Annotated in this window: 22 protein-coding genes, 1 tRNA gene and 1 pseudogene; 12 read left to right on the top strand and 12 right to left on the bottom strand. The window is 69.2% G+C overall.

The genetic code is table 11. The annotated features are described in order from the left end of the window. Nucleotides 1-4: 4 nt before the first annotated feature. Complete coding sequence (locus E4U91_RS18605) at nt 5-1,060, bottom strand: MraY family glycosyltransferase (RefSeq protein WP_137307908.1); 1,056 nt, start codon at nt 1,058-1,060, stop codon at nt 5-7. 206 nt (nt 1,061-1,266) lie between these two features. On the opposite strand from E4U91_RS18605, the gene E4U91_RS18600 reads away from it, so the two are divergent. Further along, complete coding sequence (locus tag E4U91_RS18600; protein ID WP_137307907.1) at nt 1,267-3,549, top strand: (Fe-S)-binding protein; 2,283 nt, start codon at nt 1,267-1,269, stop codon at nt 3,547-3,549. A gap of 107 nt (nt 3,550-3,656) precedes the next feature. After that, a complete protein-coding gene (locus E4U91_RS18595) occupies nt 3,657-4,673 on the top strand; it encodes a Yip1 family protein (RefSeq protein ID WP_137307906.1) in 1,017 nt (338 codons plus the stop codon). A 73-nt stretch (nt 4,674-4,746) separates the two neighbouring features. Here the strand turns inward: E4U91_RS18595 and E4U91_RS18590 are convergent, their stop codons facing one another. From E4U91_RS18590 to E4U91_RS18575, 4 genes are read right to left on the bottom strand one after another with little or no spacing between them, the layout of a single operon-like run. Next, a complete protein-coding gene (locus E4U91_RS18590; RefSeq protein ID WP_137307905.1) occupies nt 4,747-5,253 on the bottom strand; it encodes a GNAT family N-acetyltransferase in 507 nt (168 codons plus the stop codon). A gap of 2 nt (nt 5,254-5,255) precedes the next feature. Next, a complete protein-coding gene (locus E4U91_RS18585; protein ID WP_137307904.1) occupies nt 5,256-5,669 on the bottom strand; it encodes an arsenate reductase ArsC in 414 nt (137 codons plus the stop codon). After that, nucleotides 5,662-6,759: an ACR3 family arsenite efflux transporter gene (gene arsB, locus E4U91_RS18580; protein ID WP_137307903.1), complete on the bottom strand. Its 1,098-nt coding sequence runs from the start codon at nt 6,757-6,759 to the stop codon at nt 5,662-5,664. Before arsB ends, E4U91_RS18585 begins: the two co-directional genes overlap by 8 nt. After that, nucleotides 6,756-7,166, bottom strand: coding sequence for an ArsR/SmtB family transcription factor (locus E4U91_RS18575; protein ID WP_137307902.1), 411 nt, complete (start codon nt 7,164-7,166; stop codon nt 6,756-6,758). Before E4U91_RS18575 ends, arsB begins: the two co-directional genes overlap by 4 nt. Nucleotides 7,167-7,244: 78 nt before the next feature. Here E4U91_RS18575 and E4U91_RS18570 point away from each other — a divergent pair, with 78 nt between their 5' ends. From E4U91_RS18570 to E4U91_RS18560, 3 genes and pseudogenes are all read left to right on the top strand, one after another. Next, nucleotides 7,245-7,724, top strand: coding sequence for an ArsI/CadI family heavy metal resistance metalloenzyme (locus E4U91_RS18570; RefSeq protein WP_137307901.1), 480 nt, complete (start codon nt 7,245-7,247; stop codon nt 7,722-7,724). Nucleotides 7,725-7,941: 217 nt separating this feature from the next. Beyond that, the gene (locus tag E4U91_RS18565) at nt 7,942-8,175 is read left to right on the top strand and encodes a YozE family protein (protein WP_137307900.1); all 234 of its coding nucleotides are present in this window, start codon (nt 7,942-7,944) and stop codon (nt 8,173-8,175) included. A gap of 112 nt (nt 8,176-8,287) precedes the next feature. Further along, nucleotides 8,288-8,407 (top strand): annotated as a pseudogene (locus E4U91_RS18560) (IS5/IS1182 family transposase); the annotation flags it as partial. Nucleotides 8,408-8,481: 74 nt separating this feature from the next. Here the strand turns inward: E4U91_RS18560 and E4U91_RS18555 are convergent. Then, nucleotides 8,482-9,552: a hypothetical protein gene (locus E4U91_RS18555; protein WP_241678624.1), complete on the bottom strand. Its 1,071-nt coding sequence runs from the start codon at nt 9,550-9,552 to the stop codon at nt 8,482-8,484. Between the two features lie 193 nt (nt 9,553-9,745). Between E4U91_RS18555 and E4U91_RS18550 the strand changes: the two genes are divergently transcribed. Beyond that, nucleotides 9,746-10,258, top strand: coding sequence for a RipA family octameric membrane protein (locus tag E4U91_RS18550; protein WP_174867821.1), 513 nt, complete (start codon nt 9,746-9,748; stop codon nt 10,256-10,258). 238 nt (nt 10,259-10,496) lie between these two features. Then, nucleotides 10,497-10,622: a hypothetical protein gene (locus E4U91_RS39605; RefSeq protein WP_277755320.1), complete on the top strand. Its 126-nt coding sequence runs from the start codon at nt 10,497-10,499 to the stop codon at nt 10,620-10,622. 227 nt (nt 10,623-10,849) lie between these two features. Here E4U91_RS39605 and E4U91_RS18540 read toward each other — a convergent pair whose 3' ends face one another. Together E4U91_RS18540 and dcd are read right to left on the bottom strand one after the other, a co-directional pair. Further along, nucleotides 10,850-11,359, bottom strand: a complete 510-nt coding sequence (locus tag E4U91_RS18540; protein ID WP_137307897.1) for a phosphoribosyltransferase — start codon at nt 11,357-11,359, stop codon at nt 10,850-10,852. A 7-nt stretch (nt 11,360-11,366) separates the two neighbouring features. Beyond that, nucleotides 11,367-11,942 (bottom strand): dCTP deaminase, encoded by a 576-nt coding sequence (gene dcd / locus E4U91_RS18535; protein ID WP_137307896.1) that lies wholly within the window; start codon nt 11,940-11,942, stop codon nt 11,367-11,369. Between the two features lie 543 nt (nt 11,943-12,485). Between dcd and E4U91_RS18530 the strand changes: the two genes are divergently transcribed. Beyond that, nucleotides 12,486-12,556 (top strand) — tRNA-Gly (locus E4U91_RS18530). 87 nt (nt 12,557-12,643) lie between these two features. Here the strand turns inward: E4U91_RS18530 and E4U91_RS18525 are convergent. Next, the gene (locus E4U91_RS18525) at nt 12,644-13,132 is read right to left on the bottom strand and encodes a DUF5994 family protein (protein WP_137307895.1); all 489 of its coding nucleotides are present in this window, start codon (nt 13,130-13,132) and stop codon (nt 12,644-12,646) included. Between the two features lie 177 nt (nt 13,133-13,309). Between E4U91_RS18525 and E4U91_RS18520 the strand changes: the two genes are divergently transcribed. Next, a complete protein-coding gene (locus E4U91_RS18520) occupies nt 13,310-13,564 on the top strand; it encodes a hypothetical protein (RefSeq protein ID WP_137310889.1) in 255 nt (84 codons plus the stop codon). 23 nt (nt 13,565-13,587) lie between these two features. On the opposite strand, the gene E4U91_RS18515 is transcribed toward E4U91_RS18520, so the two are convergent. Beyond that, a complete protein-coding gene (locus E4U91_RS18515; protein ID WP_137307894.1) occupies nt 13,588-13,989 on the bottom strand; it encodes a DUF5994 family protein in 402 nt (133 codons plus the stop codon). A gap of 554 nt (nt 13,990-14,543) precedes the next feature. Between E4U91_RS18515 and E4U91_RS18510 the strand changes: the two genes are divergently transcribed. Next, the gene (locus tag E4U91_RS18510) at nt 14,544-14,888 is read left to right on the top strand and encodes a hypothetical protein (RefSeq protein ID WP_137307893.1); all 345 of its coding nucleotides are present in this window, start codon (nt 14,544-14,546) and stop codon (nt 14,886-14,888) included. A 157-nt stretch (nt 14,889-15,045) separates the two neighbouring features. Here E4U91_RS18510 and E4U91_RS18505 read toward each other — a convergent pair whose 3' ends face one another. Both E4U91_RS18505 and E4U91_RS38125 read right to left on the bottom strand, forming a co-directional pair. Next, nucleotides 15,046-15,657, bottom strand: a complete 612-nt coding sequence (locus E4U91_RS18505) for a hypothetical protein (RefSeq protein WP_137307892.1) — start codon at nt 15,655-15,657, stop codon at nt 15,046-15,048. A gap of 211 nt (nt 15,658-15,868) precedes the next feature. Then, on the bottom strand, nt 15,869-16,027 hold the full coding sequence (locus tag E4U91_RS38125) for a hypothetical protein (RefSeq protein WP_168218134.1): 159 nt from the start codon (nt 16,025-16,027) through the stop codon (nt 15,869-15,871). 392 nt (nt 16,028-16,419) lie between these two features. Here E4U91_RS38125 and E4U91_RS18500 point away from each other — a divergent pair, with 392 nt between their 5' ends. Both E4U91_RS18500 and E4U91_RS18495 read left to right on the top strand, forming a co-directional pair. After that, entirely contained in the window at nt 16,420-16,623 is a 204-nt protein-coding gene (locus tag E4U91_RS18500; protein ID WP_067242263.1) for a cold-shock protein, read from the top strand. A gap of 264 nt (nt 16,624-16,887) precedes the next feature. After that, a complete protein-coding gene (locus tag E4U91_RS18495) occupies nt 16,888-17,082 on the top strand; it encodes a CBS domain-containing protein (protein ID WP_241678861.1) in 195 nt (64 codons plus the stop codon). Nucleotides 17,083-17,119 lie beyond the last annotated feature (37 nt).

Here is a 17,119-nt window from a genome sequence, read left to right as displayed (position 1 = left end):
ACTCTTATCCGTTCCTTACACGCAAGGGCGTCCCGACCTGCGTGGATGTCGGACTCCCGGGCTGGCGGACCACGGTATGGGAGGGGCGCCGGGGGACGTGCACGGGCACCCGGAGCAGCCCCAGCACGATCACGATCGCCGCCCCCGCCGCCCACAGCGGCGCCTGCGCGCTCAGCCGGCCCATGTGCACCAGCACGCCCGCGAGTACCCCGCACGAGGCGAGCAGTCCCAGCAGCACCACCGCGCCCTGGGCGGTGATCCCGAGGCGCCGCAGCCGGTGCGCGAGGTGGTCGGGGGCGCCCCGCAGCAGCGGCCGCCCGGCGAGCCGCCGCGAGAGGACCACGAGCAGGGCGTCGGCGGCGCCCAGGGCGACGAGCGCGAACAGCACGCCCGCGCTCTCCAGCGGATCGTGCCCCACGCGCGCGTACACACCGCCCGCGCCCAGCAGGAACCCGGCGAACAGCGACCCGCAGGCGCCGAGGGCGGCCCGGGCCGGCGGCCAGTTGTGCAGCAGGAACCCGGTCAGCGCGGCCGCCAGCACGCTCAGCAGCACCGCGAGCCCGTCCAGCAGTTCGGCCGCCACACAGGCGCCGACGCCGAACGCGGTGACCACCCCGACGGTCCCGGCCAGCCCGTCGGCGTGGTCGAGCGACCGCAGGGCCAGCGCGGCGAACGTCACCCATCCGGCCCCGAGCAGGCCGCCGAGCACGCCCAGGTCGCCGTAGGGCATGACGCAGGCGGCCGCCACCGCCGTACCGACCACGAGGATGCCCGTCTTCAGGCGCGAGACGTCGGCGACCAGACCGAGGCCCGCGACGGCGGCGGCCGCCACCAGCAGGCGCCCCACGCCGTCGCCCAGCGGGGCCCAGCCGGTGCGGTCGCCCGTGACGGCGACCAGGCTGGTGACGAGCACGACGGCCAGGCCGCCGGACACCGGTACCCGCCGCTGCCGCTGCCGGCGCTCGACCAGCCCGAGGCGGCGGGCCGGCACCCGCAGCAGGGCGGCCAGCACGGCCGTGAGGAGCAGGGCGGTGGTGGCGGCGGCGATTCCGTAGAGCACAGGCTTAAGTTAGTACCGTATATACCAATTTGGTACGAATAACACGATCGGATTGCCCCCCGCATCGGCCCCGCGCACCTGAGGAGACCCTCAGCGACGCAGATCACCGCACTCCCGGCTACAGTGCGGCTCAGGATGGGGGTAGTCTCAGACGGACTGCATAAGTTACCGCTTAGTAATGACGAGGCCGCCCTCCAGGAGCCCCCATGCAACTCGCCGCGATCATCGTGTCGCTGGTGCTCGCCGTGGTCGGCGTGGCGCTGTTCGGCCGCGCCATCGCCCAGATCTATCGGTTCGTCCGGCTCGGCCAGGACGTGCCCGCGGGCACCCGGACCAACGACTGGACCGCCCGCACCGCCACGGTGATCAGGGAGTTCCTCGGTCACACCCGGATGAACCGGTGGGGCGTGATCGGGTTCGCCCACTGGTTCGTCGCGATCGGCTTCTTCTCCCTGGTCCTGACCCTGGTCAACGCCTTCGGCCAGCTCTTCCAGGCCGACTGGATGCTGCCCGTCATCGGGCACTGGCTGCCCTACGAGCTCTTCGTCGAGTTCATCGGCACCATGACGTCGCTGGGCATCCTGACCCTGATCGTCATCCGCCAGCTGAGCCACCCGCGCCGGCCCGGGCGCAAGTCCCGCTTCGCCGGCTCCAACTTCGGCCAGGCGTACTTCGTCGAGTCCGTGATCCTGATCATCGGCCTGGCGATCATGACCCTGCGGGGCCTGGAGGGCGCGCTCGCCGGCGTGCACCACTACGAGGCCGCCTACTTCGCGTCGTACCCGCTGGTCCTCGCCTTCAAGGGCCTGACCACCGGCACGCTGCAGAACCTGGTCTACCTCACCGCGATGATCAAGATCGCGACGTCCTTCATCTGGATGATCGTCGTCTCGCTCCGGACGGACATGGGCATCGCCTGGCACCGGTTCCTGGCGTTCCCGAACATCTACTTCAAGCGCAACGCCAACGGCGCCACTTCCCTGGGCGCGCTGCTGCCGATGACGTCGGGCGGCAGGCCGATCGACTTCACCGACCCCGGTGACGACGACGTCTTCGGTGTCTCGCAGGTCGAGCAGTTCTCCTGGAAGGGCCTGCTGGACTTCTCCACCTGCACCGAGTGCGGCCGCTGCCAGTCGCAGTGCCCTGCCTGGAACACCGGCAAGCCGCTCTCCCCCAAGCTGCTGATCATGGCGCTGCGCGACCACGCCCACGCCAAGGCCCCCTACCTGCTCGCCGGCGGCGGCAAGAGCATGGAAGGCGAGGAGAAGGCCTCCGCCGAGCAGCTGGCAAACGTGCCGGCGGCGGCGCTGGCCGAGGCCGAACGCCCCCTGATCGGCACCGCCGAAGAGGGCGGCGTCATCGACCCGGACGTGCTGTGGTCCTGCACCACCTGCGGCGCCTGCGTCGAGCAGTGCCCCGTCGACATCGAACACGTCGACCACATCCTGGACATGCGCCGCTACCAGGTCATGATCGAGTCCGCGTTCCCCTCCGAGGCCGGCACGATGCTGAAGAACCTCGAGAAGAAGGGCAACCCCTGGGGCCTGGCGAAGAAGCAGCGCCTGGAATGGCTCAAGGAAGTCGACTTCGACATCCCCGTCGTCGGACGCGACATCGAAGACCTCACCGACGTCGAGTACCTGTACTGGGTCGGCTGCGCCGGCGCCCTGGAGGACCGCGCCAAGAAGACCACCAAGGCCTTCGCCGAACTCCTGCACATCGCGGGCGTGAAGTTCGCCATCATGGGCGGCGACGAGAAGTGCACCGGCGACTCCGCCCGCCGCCTGGGCAACGAGCCCCTCTTCCAGGAACTCGGCATGGAGAACGTCATGGCGCTGAACATGGCGTTCGGCGAGGAGACGGACGACGAGGGCAACGTCACGCCGGAGTCGAGGAAGCCGCGCTCGGCGAAGAAGATCGTCGCGACCTGCCCGCACTGCCTGAACACCATCGGCAACGAATACCCCCAGCTCGGCGGCGACTACGAGGTCATCCACCACACCCAGCTGCTGCAGCACCTGGTCGATGAGGGCCGGCTGATCCCCGTCACCCCGGTCGAGGGCATCATCACCTACCACGACCCCTGCTACCTGGGCCGCCACAACAAGATCTACACCCCGCCGCGCGAGATCATCGCCGCCGTCCCCGGCGTGCGCAACGAGGAGATGCACCGCCACAAGGAACGCGGCTTCTGCTGCGGCGCCGGCGGCGCCCGCATGTGGATGGAAGAGCGCATCGGCAAGCGCATCAACAACGAACGCGTCGACGAGGCACTGTCGCTGAACCCGGACATCGTCTCCACCGCCTGCCCCTTCTGCCTGGTCATGCTCACCGACTCCGTCAACGGCAAGAAGAACGAGGGCAAGGCCAAGGAAACCGTCCAGGTCGTCGACGTCGCCCAGCTCCTGCTGGACTCCGTCAAGACCCCGGCCGACCCGGAAGACGCCCCGGAGCCGGAGACGACGCCGGAACCGGAGCCGGTGAAGTAGCCCACGGCACCGGCCGACCGCCCGCCGACCGCCCCCGCGCCCTGCTGAAGGGTGCGGGGGCGGTCGTGTCGTGAGGGGCGAGGGCCTTCCGGGAATTCCCTTAGGGGATGTCACAGGTCAGCCGCAAAGGCCCCCGGGCGGCCGGGGGCCGGACCCGTCCGTCGCCGGGAACGGGTACGTTCGATGACGTGGCTGGATTCAGGATCGGACGCGGCGGCCGGAACGGCCGGACCCCGCAAACGCGACCGCAACACCCTCCGTACGGGCAGCAGGCGCCCCAGGGACCGTCGTACGGCTACCCGCCCGCGCCACCGCAGTACCGCGGGGGCGACGGGCAACCGCCGTACCACGGCGGTGGTCACGGCGGCGGCTACGGCGGCCGGGGCGGCGAGGAGCCGGAGTACTTCGGCGGCGACGCGTACCCGCCGCACGCCCCGCAGGACCCGTACGCGGCGAACAACCCGGGCCACACCCAGGCGTTCTCGATCGACGAGCAGGCGGCGCCGTACGGGCCGGGCGGGCAGGACTACACGCGCGGCGAGACGTACTACGCGGGCTCGGCGGCCCCCTCGGGCCCGATCGGGCCGCGGCTGCACTGGAAGGACCTGCTGCGGGGCATCGTGCTGTCGCCCGCGCAGACCTTCCTGCGGATGCGGGACTACGCGATGTGGGGCCCGGCCCTGATCGTGACGTTCCTGTACGGCCTGCTGGCGGTGTTCGGCTTCGACGGGGCCCGTGAGGACGCGATCAACGCGACGCTGTCCAACGCCGTCCCGATCGTGCTGACCACGGCCGTGGCGATGGTGCTCAGCGCCTTCGTGCTCGGCGTCGTCACCCACACTCTGGCCCGCCAGCTGGGCGGCGACGGGGCGTGGCAGCCCACGGTCGGCCTGTCCATGCTGATCATGTCCCTCACGGACGCGCCCCGCCTGGTAGTGGCGATGTTCCTCGGCGGCGACGCGACGTTCGTGCAGCTGCTGGGCTGGGCGACGTGGGTCGCGGCGGGCGCCCTCCTGACGATGATGGTGAGCCGCTCCCACGACCTGCCGTGGCCGAAGGCTCTCGGAGCAGCGTCGATCCAACTGATCGCCCTGCTGTCGATCGTGAAGCTGGGGACGTTCTGACGGTGGGTCGGGCCGCCTCGAGCGGGCGGGGCCCTCTGCCGGGCCCTCCCCGCCCCTTGGCGCGGGCGTCGGTCTACACGACGACGGGGCTGCGCCGTTCGACCAGGGTGACGTCGCGCCAGACGCCGTGGTGGCGGCCGATGCGTTCGCGGATGCCGATGACGCGGAACCCGGCCCGCTCGTGCAGCGCGAGGCTGCTGGTGTTCTCGGGGAAGATGCCGGACTGGATCGTCCAGATGCCCGCCGCCTCGGTCGATGCGATCAAGGCCCGCAGGAGCGCTGAGCCGACCCTCCGGCCGCGCGCCTCGGGGTGGACGTACACCGAGTGCTCGACGACGCCGGCGTACGCGCACCGGTCGGAGACCGGCACGGCAGCGACCCAGCCGAGCACCCGGCCCGTGCCCTCCAAGGCGACGTGCCGGTGGTGCGGGAGCTTGGCGGCGTCGAACTCCGCCCAAGTCGGAGCGGCGGTCTCGAAGGTGGCGTTGCCCTCGTCGATGCCGAGTCGGTAGATCGCCAGGACCTGCTGGGCGTGCTCTGCGCTCAGCGGGGCGATGCGGTAGTCACCGGCCGTGCTCATGGTCAGCCCACCGGGGCGATGTCGTCGACCAGACCGCGGACGCGCTTCTCGATCTCGTCGCGGATCGGACGTACCGCTTCCACGCCCCGCCCGGCCGGGTCGGGCAGCTCCCAGTCGAGGTAGCGCTTCCCGGGGAACACGGGGCAGGTGTCGCCGCAGCCCATCGTGATGACGACGTCGGACGCCTGGACCGCCTCCACCGTGAGCACCTTGGGAACCTCGGCGGCGATGTCGACGCCCACCTCGGCCATGGCTTCGACGACGGCCGGGTTGACGGTGTCGGCGGGGGCGGAGCCGGCCGAGCGGACCTGGACGCGGTCGCCCGCGAGGTGGGTGAGGAAGGCGGCCGCCATCTGCGAACGTCCGGCGTTGTGGACGCAGACGAAGAGCACGGCCGGCGTGGTGGTGTCAGACATGGGCGGGGTCCTCTTGGGGCGCGGGGACGGCGGGGGCGGTGAAGTAGCGGCGGGCGTACAGGGCGACGTACACCAGACCGATCAGGACGGGGACTTCGATGAGGGGGCCGACGACGCCAGCGAGGGCCTGGCCGGAGGTGGCGCCGAAGGTGGCGATGGCGACGGCGATGGCCAGCTCGAAGTTGTTGCCCGCGGCGGTGAACGCCAGCGTCGTGGCCCGCGAGTGGTCGAGACCGACCGCGCGGCCCAGAGCCATGGACCCGGCCCACATGACGGCGAAGTAGACCAGCAGCGGCAGGGCGATCCGGGCGACGTCGAGGGGCTGTGAGGTGATGGCGTCGCCTTGCAGGGCGAACAGGACGACGATCGTGAAGAGCAGCCCGTACAGGGCGAAGGGGCCGATGCGCGGGATGAGCTCGGCCTCGTACCAGGCGCGGCCCTTGGTCTTCTCGCCGATGCGACGGGTGAGGTAGCCGGCCGCGAGGGGGACGCCGAGGAAGATGAGCACGCTGCGGGCGATCTCCCACACGGACACGTCGAGTCCGGTCTGTTGCAGGCCGAGCCAGCCGGGCAGGGCGGAGAGGTAGAACCAGCCCAGTGCCGAGAAGGCGATGACCTGGAAGACGGAGTTCAGGGCGACCAGGACGGCGGCGGCTTCCCTGTGGCCACAGGCGAGGTCGTTCCAGATGATGACCATGGCGATGCAGCGGGCCAGGCCGACGATGATCAGGCCGGTGCGGTAGGCGGGCAGGTCCGGCAGGAACAGCCAGGCCAGGGCGAACATGAGCGCCGGTCCGACGATCCAGTTCAGCAGCAGCGACGGCACCAGCAGGCGGCGGTCGCGGGTGACGGTGTCGAGGCGGTCGTACCGCACCTTGGCCAGCACCGGGTACATCATCACCAGCAGGCCCAGGGCGATCGGCAGGGACACCCCCGTCACGGTCACCTCGGCCAGCGCGTCACCCAAGCCGGGGACCAGGCGGCCCAGTCCGAGGCCCAACGCCATGGCCGCGAGGATCCACACGGCCAGGTAGCGGTCGACGAAGGACAGGCGTGAGGCCACGTTCCCTTCGGGTACGGCAGAGCTCATGAAGCGGCCCCGGCCGACGCGGTGCGCTCGGGCAGCGGCTCACCAGCCGGACGGGTCAGAATCCCGGCGAGACGGTCGGTCGTCTCCGGGACGAGCCAGTAGTAGACCCAAGTACCCCGCCGCTCGCAGTCGATCAGGCCCGCCTGCCGCAGCAGCTTCAGGTGGTGCGAGATCGTCGGCTGAGACAGCTCGAAGGCCGGGGTCAGGTCACAGACGCACACCTCGCCGCCCGACCGCGAGGCGATCATCGACAACAGGCGCAGCCGCACGGGATCACCCAGGGCCTTGAACACCCTGGCCAGATCCACGGCTTGGTCCTCCTCCAGGGGGGCGGTCAGCAACCCCGGGCAGCACCCTCCGGCGTCGTCGTCGCCCTGCCCGAGCACCACCAGCTCTTGATTCGACATGCCTCTATGTTGACAGGCTTCGATTCAGCGCGCAATCTTGCATCGACAGACGTCAATACAACCGGATGGGAGCCCGCCATGTCTCGCGCTCAGCTCGCCCTGCGTGTCAGCGACCTGGAAGCGTCGATCACCTTCTACGCGAAGCTGTTCGGCGCCGAACCGGCCAAGCGCCGCCCGGGCTACGCCAACTTCGCCCTCACCGAGCCGCCGCTCAAGCTCGTGCTCATCGAGGGCGACCCCGGCGAGGAGACCCGCTTGGACCACCTCGGCGTCGAGGTCGAGTCCACCGACCAGGTCAGCGCCGCCACCGCCCGGCTCAAGGACGCCGGCCTGGCCACCTTTGAGGAGAACGACACGTCCTGCTGCTACGCGCTCCAGGACAAGGTGTGGGTCCACGGCCCCGGAAAGGAGCCCTGGGAGGTCTACGTCGTGAAGGCCGACGCGGACACCCTCGGCAGGAGCGCCGATCCCAACACCGCGACCGGCGACGGATGCTGCACCGGCCAGGCCACGGAGGAAGCCCCGGCAGCAGCAGCGGGATGCGCCTGCGGCCAGTGACGTCGGCCCCAGTCGCCCGGACACCGCACCCGGCTCAGAGCGCTTCCTTGTTCTCCTTGGGCGCCTCGCCGGCACTGCTGACGCCCCTGTCGCTTGTCGTGACGGGACAGGGCCGACTTCGGGAAACCCTGAGCAGGCTCCGCCCTGCGGGCCGACGAGCGACACGCGGAACAGACCCCGTGGGTTAGCCCGGACACGTCGGCGGAAGGATCCCGATATGCCCAAACCAAAGAGCTTCACGGCATGGTTGAACACCCACGCCGATCACCGCACTGCCGTCGGGGATCTCGCGCGGGACGTCTCCCATGACCCCGACTGGCCCTCGGACAAGGGAAAACAGGGCCAGCTTGAGTACCTCGAAGAACACGGCGCCATCGACGCGGCTGTCGAGACGCTCGAACGGGCCTGGTCCCAATACGAGGCGTACCTGGCCGCTCGGACAGATACCTGAGCAGTCAGGGGGTGGAACCTGTCTGGGCCCTCCGAGGTCAACAAACAACGACACGCAACGACCACGAACTCCGCTCGCATGCAGGGCGGATGCGGTACAGCCACCCTTGACGCACGCCTTCGCCCGCATGAAGACCTGGAAGATCCTCCGAGACTGCCGTCGCAAGGGCGATGGCGTCCACCATGCCATGCTCGGCATCGCCCGCCTGCACAACCTCGCCCTCGCGGGATAACGGGCAAACGGCCAGGCCATCCGGCACGTCCAGAGATCATTTACGGGACAAGCCTTAGGCGGCTATAAGCGGTGTCAACGCCTTGGTGCTCGCTCGTCCTGATCGACGGGTGCGGGCTCGAAGCCCAAGCGGGCGAGGTATGCGCGGCAGCGGGTCTTCCAGTCCGACTCGGACACCTGCGACAGACACCGCTCCAGCAGTGCCGCGACCGCACTCTGGAGTCTCTCGCGGGCAATGGCGTCTTCGTACGTCTCCAGAGTCGTGGCCAGCCTGCGCTTGGTGCCCGTGTCATCCATGTCAAGCAGGGCCAGGGCTTCGATCCCTCTCGGCAAATCCATGGCCGGCAGAACGGGAATGAGGCGTCGGGCGATGCCCACGTCGTCAGAGGCATTGGCCACGGCCACGACATGCTCCAAAAACTCCTGGCTGGGTGGCCGAACGGGGTACAGGTCGGCCAGCAACTCCACCGTCATCCGCTGCACGCCCTGCTCGGCGCTACTCAGAAGGGAGTGCAATGCCTCCTCGTCCAGCGCCCGACGGGCGGCCAGGGCACGCAGTGCTTCCTTCCTAACCTGCTTGTCCTCCCACTCGTCGACGGCGATGGTCTGGGCCGCCCTCAGATCGGCCGTGGTGAGTCGCGCGGGATCGGTCAGCAAGGGGCGGATCGATTTCCTCCGATTGCGTTCTTCCATCTGTCCCAAAGCGATGTCGAAGAGTTTGGACAGTTCTCGCCGCAGGACCTCTCCGAACCTCCCGTAATCGAAGGGGACGGCTGTCAGTCGCCTCTCCTGCTCGATCTCACGCAGGGTCCTGACCAGTTGTCTGTTTTCCTCCGAGAGAGAATTGAGATCGGCGGGAGGGCGGAACTCGGCGTCCAGGACAAGGTACTGCTGGTAGGTCGAGTTCAGACAGAGCACCAGGAACGGCTTTCCGCCCAGCAGCGCCGCGGTCACCTCGGTCTCCCAGGTGATGCGTCCGATCTTCTCGACGATGACGAACACACAGACGTCCGCCTCTTGAACCGTGGCTCGAGAGTTGTCCTCCCAATCGGACGAGGCGGAGTTGATGTAATTCACGGTTCCGTCGAGGAAGTGCCAGGGCACGCCGCCGAAAGCTGTGACGGTCCGGACGAACTCGTCCTGCACTCGACGTGTGTCCGCAGCGCCACACAACATGACTCGGATCATGGCGCATCCTGACATGCACCGGCTTGCGGGGTGAAGCGCTGGAAGGGGCAATGGTCCATACCCGTGCACAGCCGTCCACATGTGATCCGTAGCTTGGCGTATTCCTTCTCCTCCGCCTCGCCAAATGCGCCCGCGGGACCACAATGGACCGGTGACGGGTACCGGAGACAACCTGTGGAACGCCGCCATCACCCCCTCCTCGTATGACGCCGAGGGCCAGCACTACCGCGCTGCCGTGTTGGAGCAGTACAAGCTGTGTGTCGAAATGTCGGACCGGATCAGTGCCCGGCGTAACGCGGCGAACACCTTCTTCCTGACGGTGAACAGCGGCCTGATCGCCGCGTTCGCCGTGTCTGGAGGTAGCGGCCTGTCCGCAGCGCCCCAGTGGGCCGTGACGGCGGGGTTGCTCGTGGTGCTGGCCCAGTGCGCCGCCTGGTGGATCACTGTGCGGTCGTACCGCCAGTTGAACAGCGCTAAGTACCGGGTCATCGCATTGCTGGAGGAGCGGCTGCCGGCCATGGCCCTCTCCCGGGCGGAGTGGCGGTCGCTCGGCGAGGGCGCGGACTGGCGGATTTATGTGCCCCTGAGCCTGATCGAAATGTGGGTTCCGCTGATCTTCGGCTCAGCCTACGTCCTCGGTTTCGGAGCGTTGTTGTGGTCTTAAGCACTGCTACTGACAACGGCCGTAGGCGGGCCGTCTCAGTTTCCGTCTCATTCATCTGCGTTCACGGCCGTTCAGGGGGGACTCAAGGCCAAGCCTGGCGCAGCTGTCAGCGGCCCATAAATGCAGGTGAACGGCCCGCGAACGACGCCCAACGCCCCACCACACCACAGTTGGAAAGCGTGCTGCTGCCTGTGACAGAGCCCGGAACGTCGCATGCCAAGGGAGTTACGTTGAGGGTGTGGACGATGAAGTGATCAGCATAAAGCTCACGCGCGATCAGGCATTCGTGCTGTCGGACTGGCTTTACCAGGTGATGTTCCGGTCCGACGATCTTGAGCGGATCGTGCACGACCGGGCCGTCTGATCTCCGACCTACTCGATCTCAGGAGCGCTGGACACAGCACTGCGCGAGATCTTCATGCCCGACTACGGCCCACGACTCGAAGCAGCGAAGCAGCGCCTGTACACCGACCTCTATGGCGCCGACGAGGAGCCGACGTCCCCGGCCGAGGACAGCTGAAACGCGGCTACTCCGACGGGCTATCGCTTGCCCTCATCCACACCAGTACAGGGGCGGCCTAACACTGCAAGTCAGAGGGCTTCCTTGGACGGGGTGATCGGCTCCCCCGACTTACGTACTACGGGCAAAACACTCCACGGGAAGTTGATCCAGTTATCCGTGCGCTTCCAGACGTACTCGCACTTCACCAGGGAGTGCGACTTCTCGTAGATGACGGCGCTGCGCACCTCGGCGACCGTCTCCAGGCAGAAGTCGCGCACCAGCTTGAGCGTCTTGCCGGTGTCGGCGACGTCGTCGGTGATGAGGACCTTCTTGTCGGAGAAGTCGATCAGTTTGGGGACCGGGGCGAGCATGACGGGCATCTCGAGGGTGGTCCCGACGCCGGTGTAGAACTCGACGTTGACCAGGTGCAGGTTCTTGCAGTCGAGGGCGTAGGCGAGGCCGCCGGCGACGAAGACGCCGCCGCGGGCGATGCTGAGCACGATGTCGGGCTCGTAGCCGTCGTCGGCGATGGTCTGGGCGAGCTCACGGACGGCGGTGCCGAAGCGCTCGTAGGTCAGGTTCTCCCGCACGTCGCTCATATGGCCCTCACACCTGCGTCCGATGGAAGTTGAGGAAGGAGCGGGACGCGGTGGGGCCGCGCTGCCCCTGGTACCGGGAGCCGTAGCGCTCGCTGCCGTACGGGTGCTCGGCCGGCGAGCTCAGCCGGAACATGCACAGCTGGCCGATCTTCATCCCGGGCCACAGCTTGATGGGGAGCGTGGCGAGGTTGGACAGCTCCAGGGTCACGTGCCCGCTGAAGCCGGGGTCGATGAACCCGGCGGTGGAGTGGGTCACGAGCCCGAGCCGGCCGAGTGAACTCTTGCCCTCCAGGCGGGAGGCGAGGTCGTCGGGCAGGGTGATGACCTCGTAGGTGGAGGCCAGGACGAACTCGCCGGGGTGGAGGATGAACGGCTCGTCGCCCTCCGGCTCGACGAGCCGGGTCAGGTCCGCCTGCTCGACCGAGGGGTCGATGTGCGGGTACCGGTGGTTCTCGAACACGCGGAAATACCGGTCGAGGCGCACGTCGACGCTGCTCGGCTGCACCATGGATTCGTCGTAAGGATCGATCCGCACGCGCCCGGCGTCGATCTCGGCCCGGATGTCCTTGTCTGAGAGAAGCACGCCCCGAGGATACGCAAGGCGCGCGGACTCGCCCCCACCGGACGAGTCCGCGCGCCGTGCGTGCGTACCGCCTGGCGGTACGACTGCTCCCCTTACTGCTTCTGCAGGGCCACCGATACGGGTACGACGCTCCGGAGCCGGGCACAGCGGGGGCACCGGACGAGGCGTCCGGGTCCGAGTCGCTCGGCCTTCTGCATCGGGAACGAAGCCGTGTTGAACACGTGCCCATCGGCACAGCGGACGACGGTGCTTTCCATCAAGTCCTAGAGTCCCTTCCCCAAGAGCCGCGTCACGTCCGGCTGGGATGCCGTGACGACGAAAGCCACATTACGGGACGGACCGGACGCCCCTCCAGGCGGCACTCCGACCCCGGGAAGACCCTCCCCAACGCCTCCACGGTACGCCCCAACTCGGGCCCACCGCAGGCGGATACCACCGCTGCGGCCCCGCAAACGCACGCGGGCCCCACGGCTTTCAGCGCTGGGGGCCCGGGGTTTGGTACAGTGACCACGCAGTTCGGCACCGACTCCGTCGGCGTCTTACGCGGGTGTAGTTTAATGGTAGAACATCAGCTTCCCAAGCTGAGAGCGCGAGTTCGATTCTCGTCACCCGCTCTTCTCCCAAGCTCCAGGTCGGCGACCCGGGGCTTGTTTGCTTTGTCGTGGAGCCGCTGTGGCCCGCGCGGCCGTGTCAGGCGGTCGTCACGTCTCCGGCGCCATCCGGCCGGGGCCGGCGGTGTCGATGAGGATCTGTGCGGCCTGGGTGACGTTGTCCGCGCGTACCGCTTCGGCCATCGCCGCGCCAGCCGCCCCCGGCGTCATGTCCGGCGGGACGACGAGCAGGGAGAAGTGGTCCTGGTCGCCCCTGGTGACGAGGGCGGTGTCGTCGCCGATCGGGAAGGAGTCGATGTGGACGACGCGGTCGTCGATGATCAGTCGCGTCGGCAGTTGCCCCCAGGCGGTGGCGTCGAGACCGATGCGGGTGACCGGACCGAGGTGCTCGGTCAGCGCGGTGATCAGGGCCGGCAGCTCGGCTGCGATGTCACGGGACCGCGGCCACCACGCCCCGTCGAGAACACCGTCCCGCTCATGTGTCGTCTCCAGCCGTACGACGGCCGTCCCGGGCCTCGCCGCCTGGTGGCGCGTGTCCGGCAGCAAGCTGGTCATCCGCGGGGGATCGGAGTCGGGCATCACACTCACCTGTCTGTCCGTCGGCGGTAACGCGGAGTGGATTCCTCTTTCCACGGTACTCCGCGGCGCACCGCGGCGGGGGGGCACTGATCACGCGGTGTGCCGCGGGACGCGCCGCAGTAGAGTCGAAGATCCGGTCCGTTCGCCCGTGCCCCATTGACCCGACCCGAGGTCGCCATGCAGCAGCCCGAGCACACTCCCTCGGAAGGACACGCCGACGTACGCATCGTCGCGGCCTCCCCCGAGGTCGCCCGCCGTGTCGCGGAGGTGCTCCGCCGCTGCTTCGACGCGACCGAGCAGCGCAGTTATCCCGCGGGCGCCGGAGGCGGCACCCGCCTCGAGCTCGTCGTAGACACGACACGAACGGCGGAACCGGCGCGGTCCTGGCTGGAGAGCAGCCGCCCCCCGGGAGCGGACGGCCGGAGCGGATGAGGAGAGGGCGCGGAGCGGTCCGTTCAGCCGGTCAGCCTGCCCGCGGCGGCTGACATGAGCGGTTCCGCGGCCTCGTCGGTCGTGTCCGGCGGCACGACCAGCAGGTCCCAGCGCCCCCGGCCGGGGGCGACCAGGACGACGGTGCGCGGCGTTGATGCCGCCGGTGTTCTGCGCAGCCGTACGACCTGGTGGGAGACGAGCATGCGGTCCGGCACCGCGGACCACGTCGCTCCGCTGACGGTGACACTGGTGATGTGCCCCCACGCGTGCGGCAACCCGGCGAGCAGATGCGGAAGCTCGGCCACGAGGTCGTACGAACGAGGCCACCACGCGCCGTCGAGAGCCCGGGGCAGGTCACTGTGCGGGGCGAGACGCAGGCGCAGGGCCGGTTCGGAGGGAAGCGGGGGTTGCACTGCGGTGGTCATGACGGCTCCTGCCAACTGCCTTGTGCATGCGGATGGTTGACGTCGGACACGGCGGGCCGCGGCCCGGTCCGACGACGACCGACCGGGCCGGTGGCCGGGAACGACGGGACCACGCCCACTGCGTCGTGGTCCTCGGACGGCGACGCGGTGACCGGCGGGGTCGCCGCGGCGGGCCCGGGTGGCACGGCGGGGCTCCTCGACCTCGGTGGAGGCCGCACGGGGACGGCGATGCGGCCGGGGTCACGGGCTGCCCGTGGCGGACGGGTGGTGTACTGGGGACGACCTGTCAGATGGGTACGACACACCCTCGTGCTCCTCACCGTACTCCCCGTACCGGGAAGCACTCGGAAACCGCTGGTCAGGCCCGTCGGGCGGAGCGTGCTCGAGCCGGTGCCGCGTTGACACGGATCGTCGCGGGACATTGACTGACGGAACGGCGCAGAGCCGTGATGGCGGGGCCGATCGGGCTTCCGGCAGCCCGCGGCAGGCCGCCGAGAAGACCGACGGCGTCTTCGGGCGGCGACCCCATCCCCACGGGAACGGTGGATACGACGATGTACGACCAGACACGCGCCCAGCAGCCCGCCGACCGGCCCCCCGGCCCCGCCGGACGCCACGCCCAAGGCCCGGAGCCGCTGCTCCCGTCCGACGAACGGGACAGGATCGTCCGGCGCCTCGGACACGCCGTCAACACCTTCGCGGACGCCCCGAGCGAGGCCCTGGAGGAGGCCGAGAACGCCTTCGACGAAGCCACCAAGGCGCTGCTGAACGCCCTTGCGGCACGTCGTCGCGTCCTGCGCGCCGGCTGGCAGGACCGGGACCCCGAGACGCAGTCCACCGAACTACGGCTCGCGCTACGGGAGTACCGGGAGATCACCGGGCGGCTGCTGCGAGCCTGAACGGATGCCGCGTGCCCCGGGACGCCGGGCGCGGCGGCTGATCACCCTTCCGCCTGCTGGGCGGGGGTGCACCCGGCCCACGACGACGCGTTCCCCGTCTCGGGGACGATCACCCGGCGGGCCCCCGCGCCCACGGGCGCTGATCTCCGTCCACCGGTCAGCGGAGCACCAGAAGTCGGCCGGGAGCGAGAGGCGACGCCTGGCGGGTGTCGGCCGGCAGGCAGCGCCAGCCCCAGGACAGCAGTGCTTCGAGCATGTCCGCATGGTCCCGGTCGACCATCGTGACACCGATCGCCGCTGCGTGATCGCTCAGCAGCCGCTTCTGCAGGCGCCGCGCGAGGTTCCACTCGCGGCCTTGATCGCGGATGCGTACCCGTCGCTCCACCAGGATGTCGGCGATCACGAAGAGCCCGCCGACGGCGGCGACCCGGAGCAGGCTCTCCGAGAGGTACCCGTCGGTGTCCTCCCACCAGGGCCGGTCGCCCCGCACGGGGAAACCGTAGGCGCACGCGGTGAGACCGGTGGCGCCCGAGGGGCCGGCGGTCTCCGCCACGAGCAGCTCGAACCCCGGTCGCCGCATGTGGCCCGCGAGCCGTCGCCGGAACACGGCGGACCGGCCCTGCCCCGAGGCGTCCGAGGCCCGCACCTGGCGGGCAGAGGTGTTCATGTACAGCTCGCCGAGCTCTTGCATGCGGTCGTCGATCTGGCACCGGGTCAACGGACGGACGAACTCGCCCTGCTCGGGTGAGGGCCCCTTGTTCACGGTCATGGGCGAACCTTGCTCCGGGCCGGACGGGCCGGGCCCGGCATCGTCGTTCGCCGAGAACGGCGCCGGCGCGGGAGCCGGCACACGAAGGGCCCTCGGTGCCTTTGAGCGTACGCCCGCCGACCTGGCCGGCACGTTGCTCGGCCCGGGTCAGGGGCCGCTGCCGGTTGTGCGCTGTCCGCTGCGGCTCGGGCGCCCGGGTAGACCGGCGTCTTCAGCCGTTGGCCGGCTCGTAGCGGCCGGTGCGCGGGTTGGCGGTGGTCTGCCAGGGGGCGGTCCCGCCCTGGGTGCGCTGCCCGAACACCGGCTTGGCGCTGAGCACTTCCGTGCTCCGCAGGCCGACGGCCGGGTCGACGGTCCTGCTCTGGTCCACGGTCGAGACGACCCGGCCGTTCTCGTCGAACAGCTTGGCCGACGCTTCTGACGGGCCGATCTCCCCGACCAGCAGGAATACGCTGTGGATCAGCCATCCCGGAACCGTCGGTACCGTGCCACAGGCGGGTGACGGCCGCGGGACCCCTGAAGCCCCGCCCACGGTCGCATATCTGTTGTCGTGACGTGAGAAATTCGGTTCGGGGATCGTGACTATTACTGGGCCGACAACTGGGAAAGAATTACTCAGCGTGCACCTTCCGGGGCGACATGCTACTGTCGGTGTCAGTTGCAGGTGTGGTTGCCAGAAGGTTTTTCCGACGGCTGATCAACACGGCGACACGGAATGCGCACAGGGTGCATTCCTGAAACCGTCTCCGGAGGAGAAACAACATGGCTACTGGCACCGTGAAGTGGTTCAACGCGGAAAAGGGCTTCGGCTTCATCGAGCAGGACGGCGGCGGCGCCGACGTCTTCGCCCACTACTCGAACATCGCCTCCTCGGGCTTCCGTGAGCTGCTCGAAGGCCAGAAGGTGTCGTTCGACATCGCGCAGGGCCAGAAGGGTCTGACCGCGGAGAACATCGTTCCCGCCTGACCCACCCGCGCTCACGCGTACTTGCGAGCCGGGCCCGCACCTTGGGGTGCGGGCCCGGCTCGTTGCCTTTTGCTGCCGGGTGCGGACCTTGGGCCGCCATCCGGTCGCGCCGCGCTGCTACTGCCGCATTGCAGCATTTGCCGCACCAACGACGTGGTTATTGCCGCCGTGGTCATTACCGCCCCGGTTCATTGCCGCATTACCGCCACTCCCGCCATTCCCGCTGCCGCTCCGAAGGAGATCCCCTTGAGGGTGAATGACGACATGACCGTCGAGGTCGCCCTGGCCGTCATGGCGGGGGCCCGGGTCGAGTACCTCACCGTGTGCGACGGGGACGATGAAAGCACGGGGTCCGTCTCACTGGTCCGGCTCGCCGACCTTCGGGAGAGTGCCGCGTACACGGACCGGATCCAGCTGCGCGACCTCCTGGACGGCGGAGTCCTCGCCCCCTCGCACTGACGGCGCCACCGCGTCGCACCGCGTCGCCCCGCGCCGC

This window comes from Streptomyces lasalocidi (genome assembly GCF_005280215.1).
GTDB classification, from domain to species: Bacteria; Actinomycetota; Actinomycetes; order Streptomycetales; family Streptomycetaceae; genus Streptomyces; species Streptomyces longwoodensis.
Note: the sequence above shows the minus strand (reverse complement) of the source record. Positions and strands in the feature narration are given on the sequence as shown.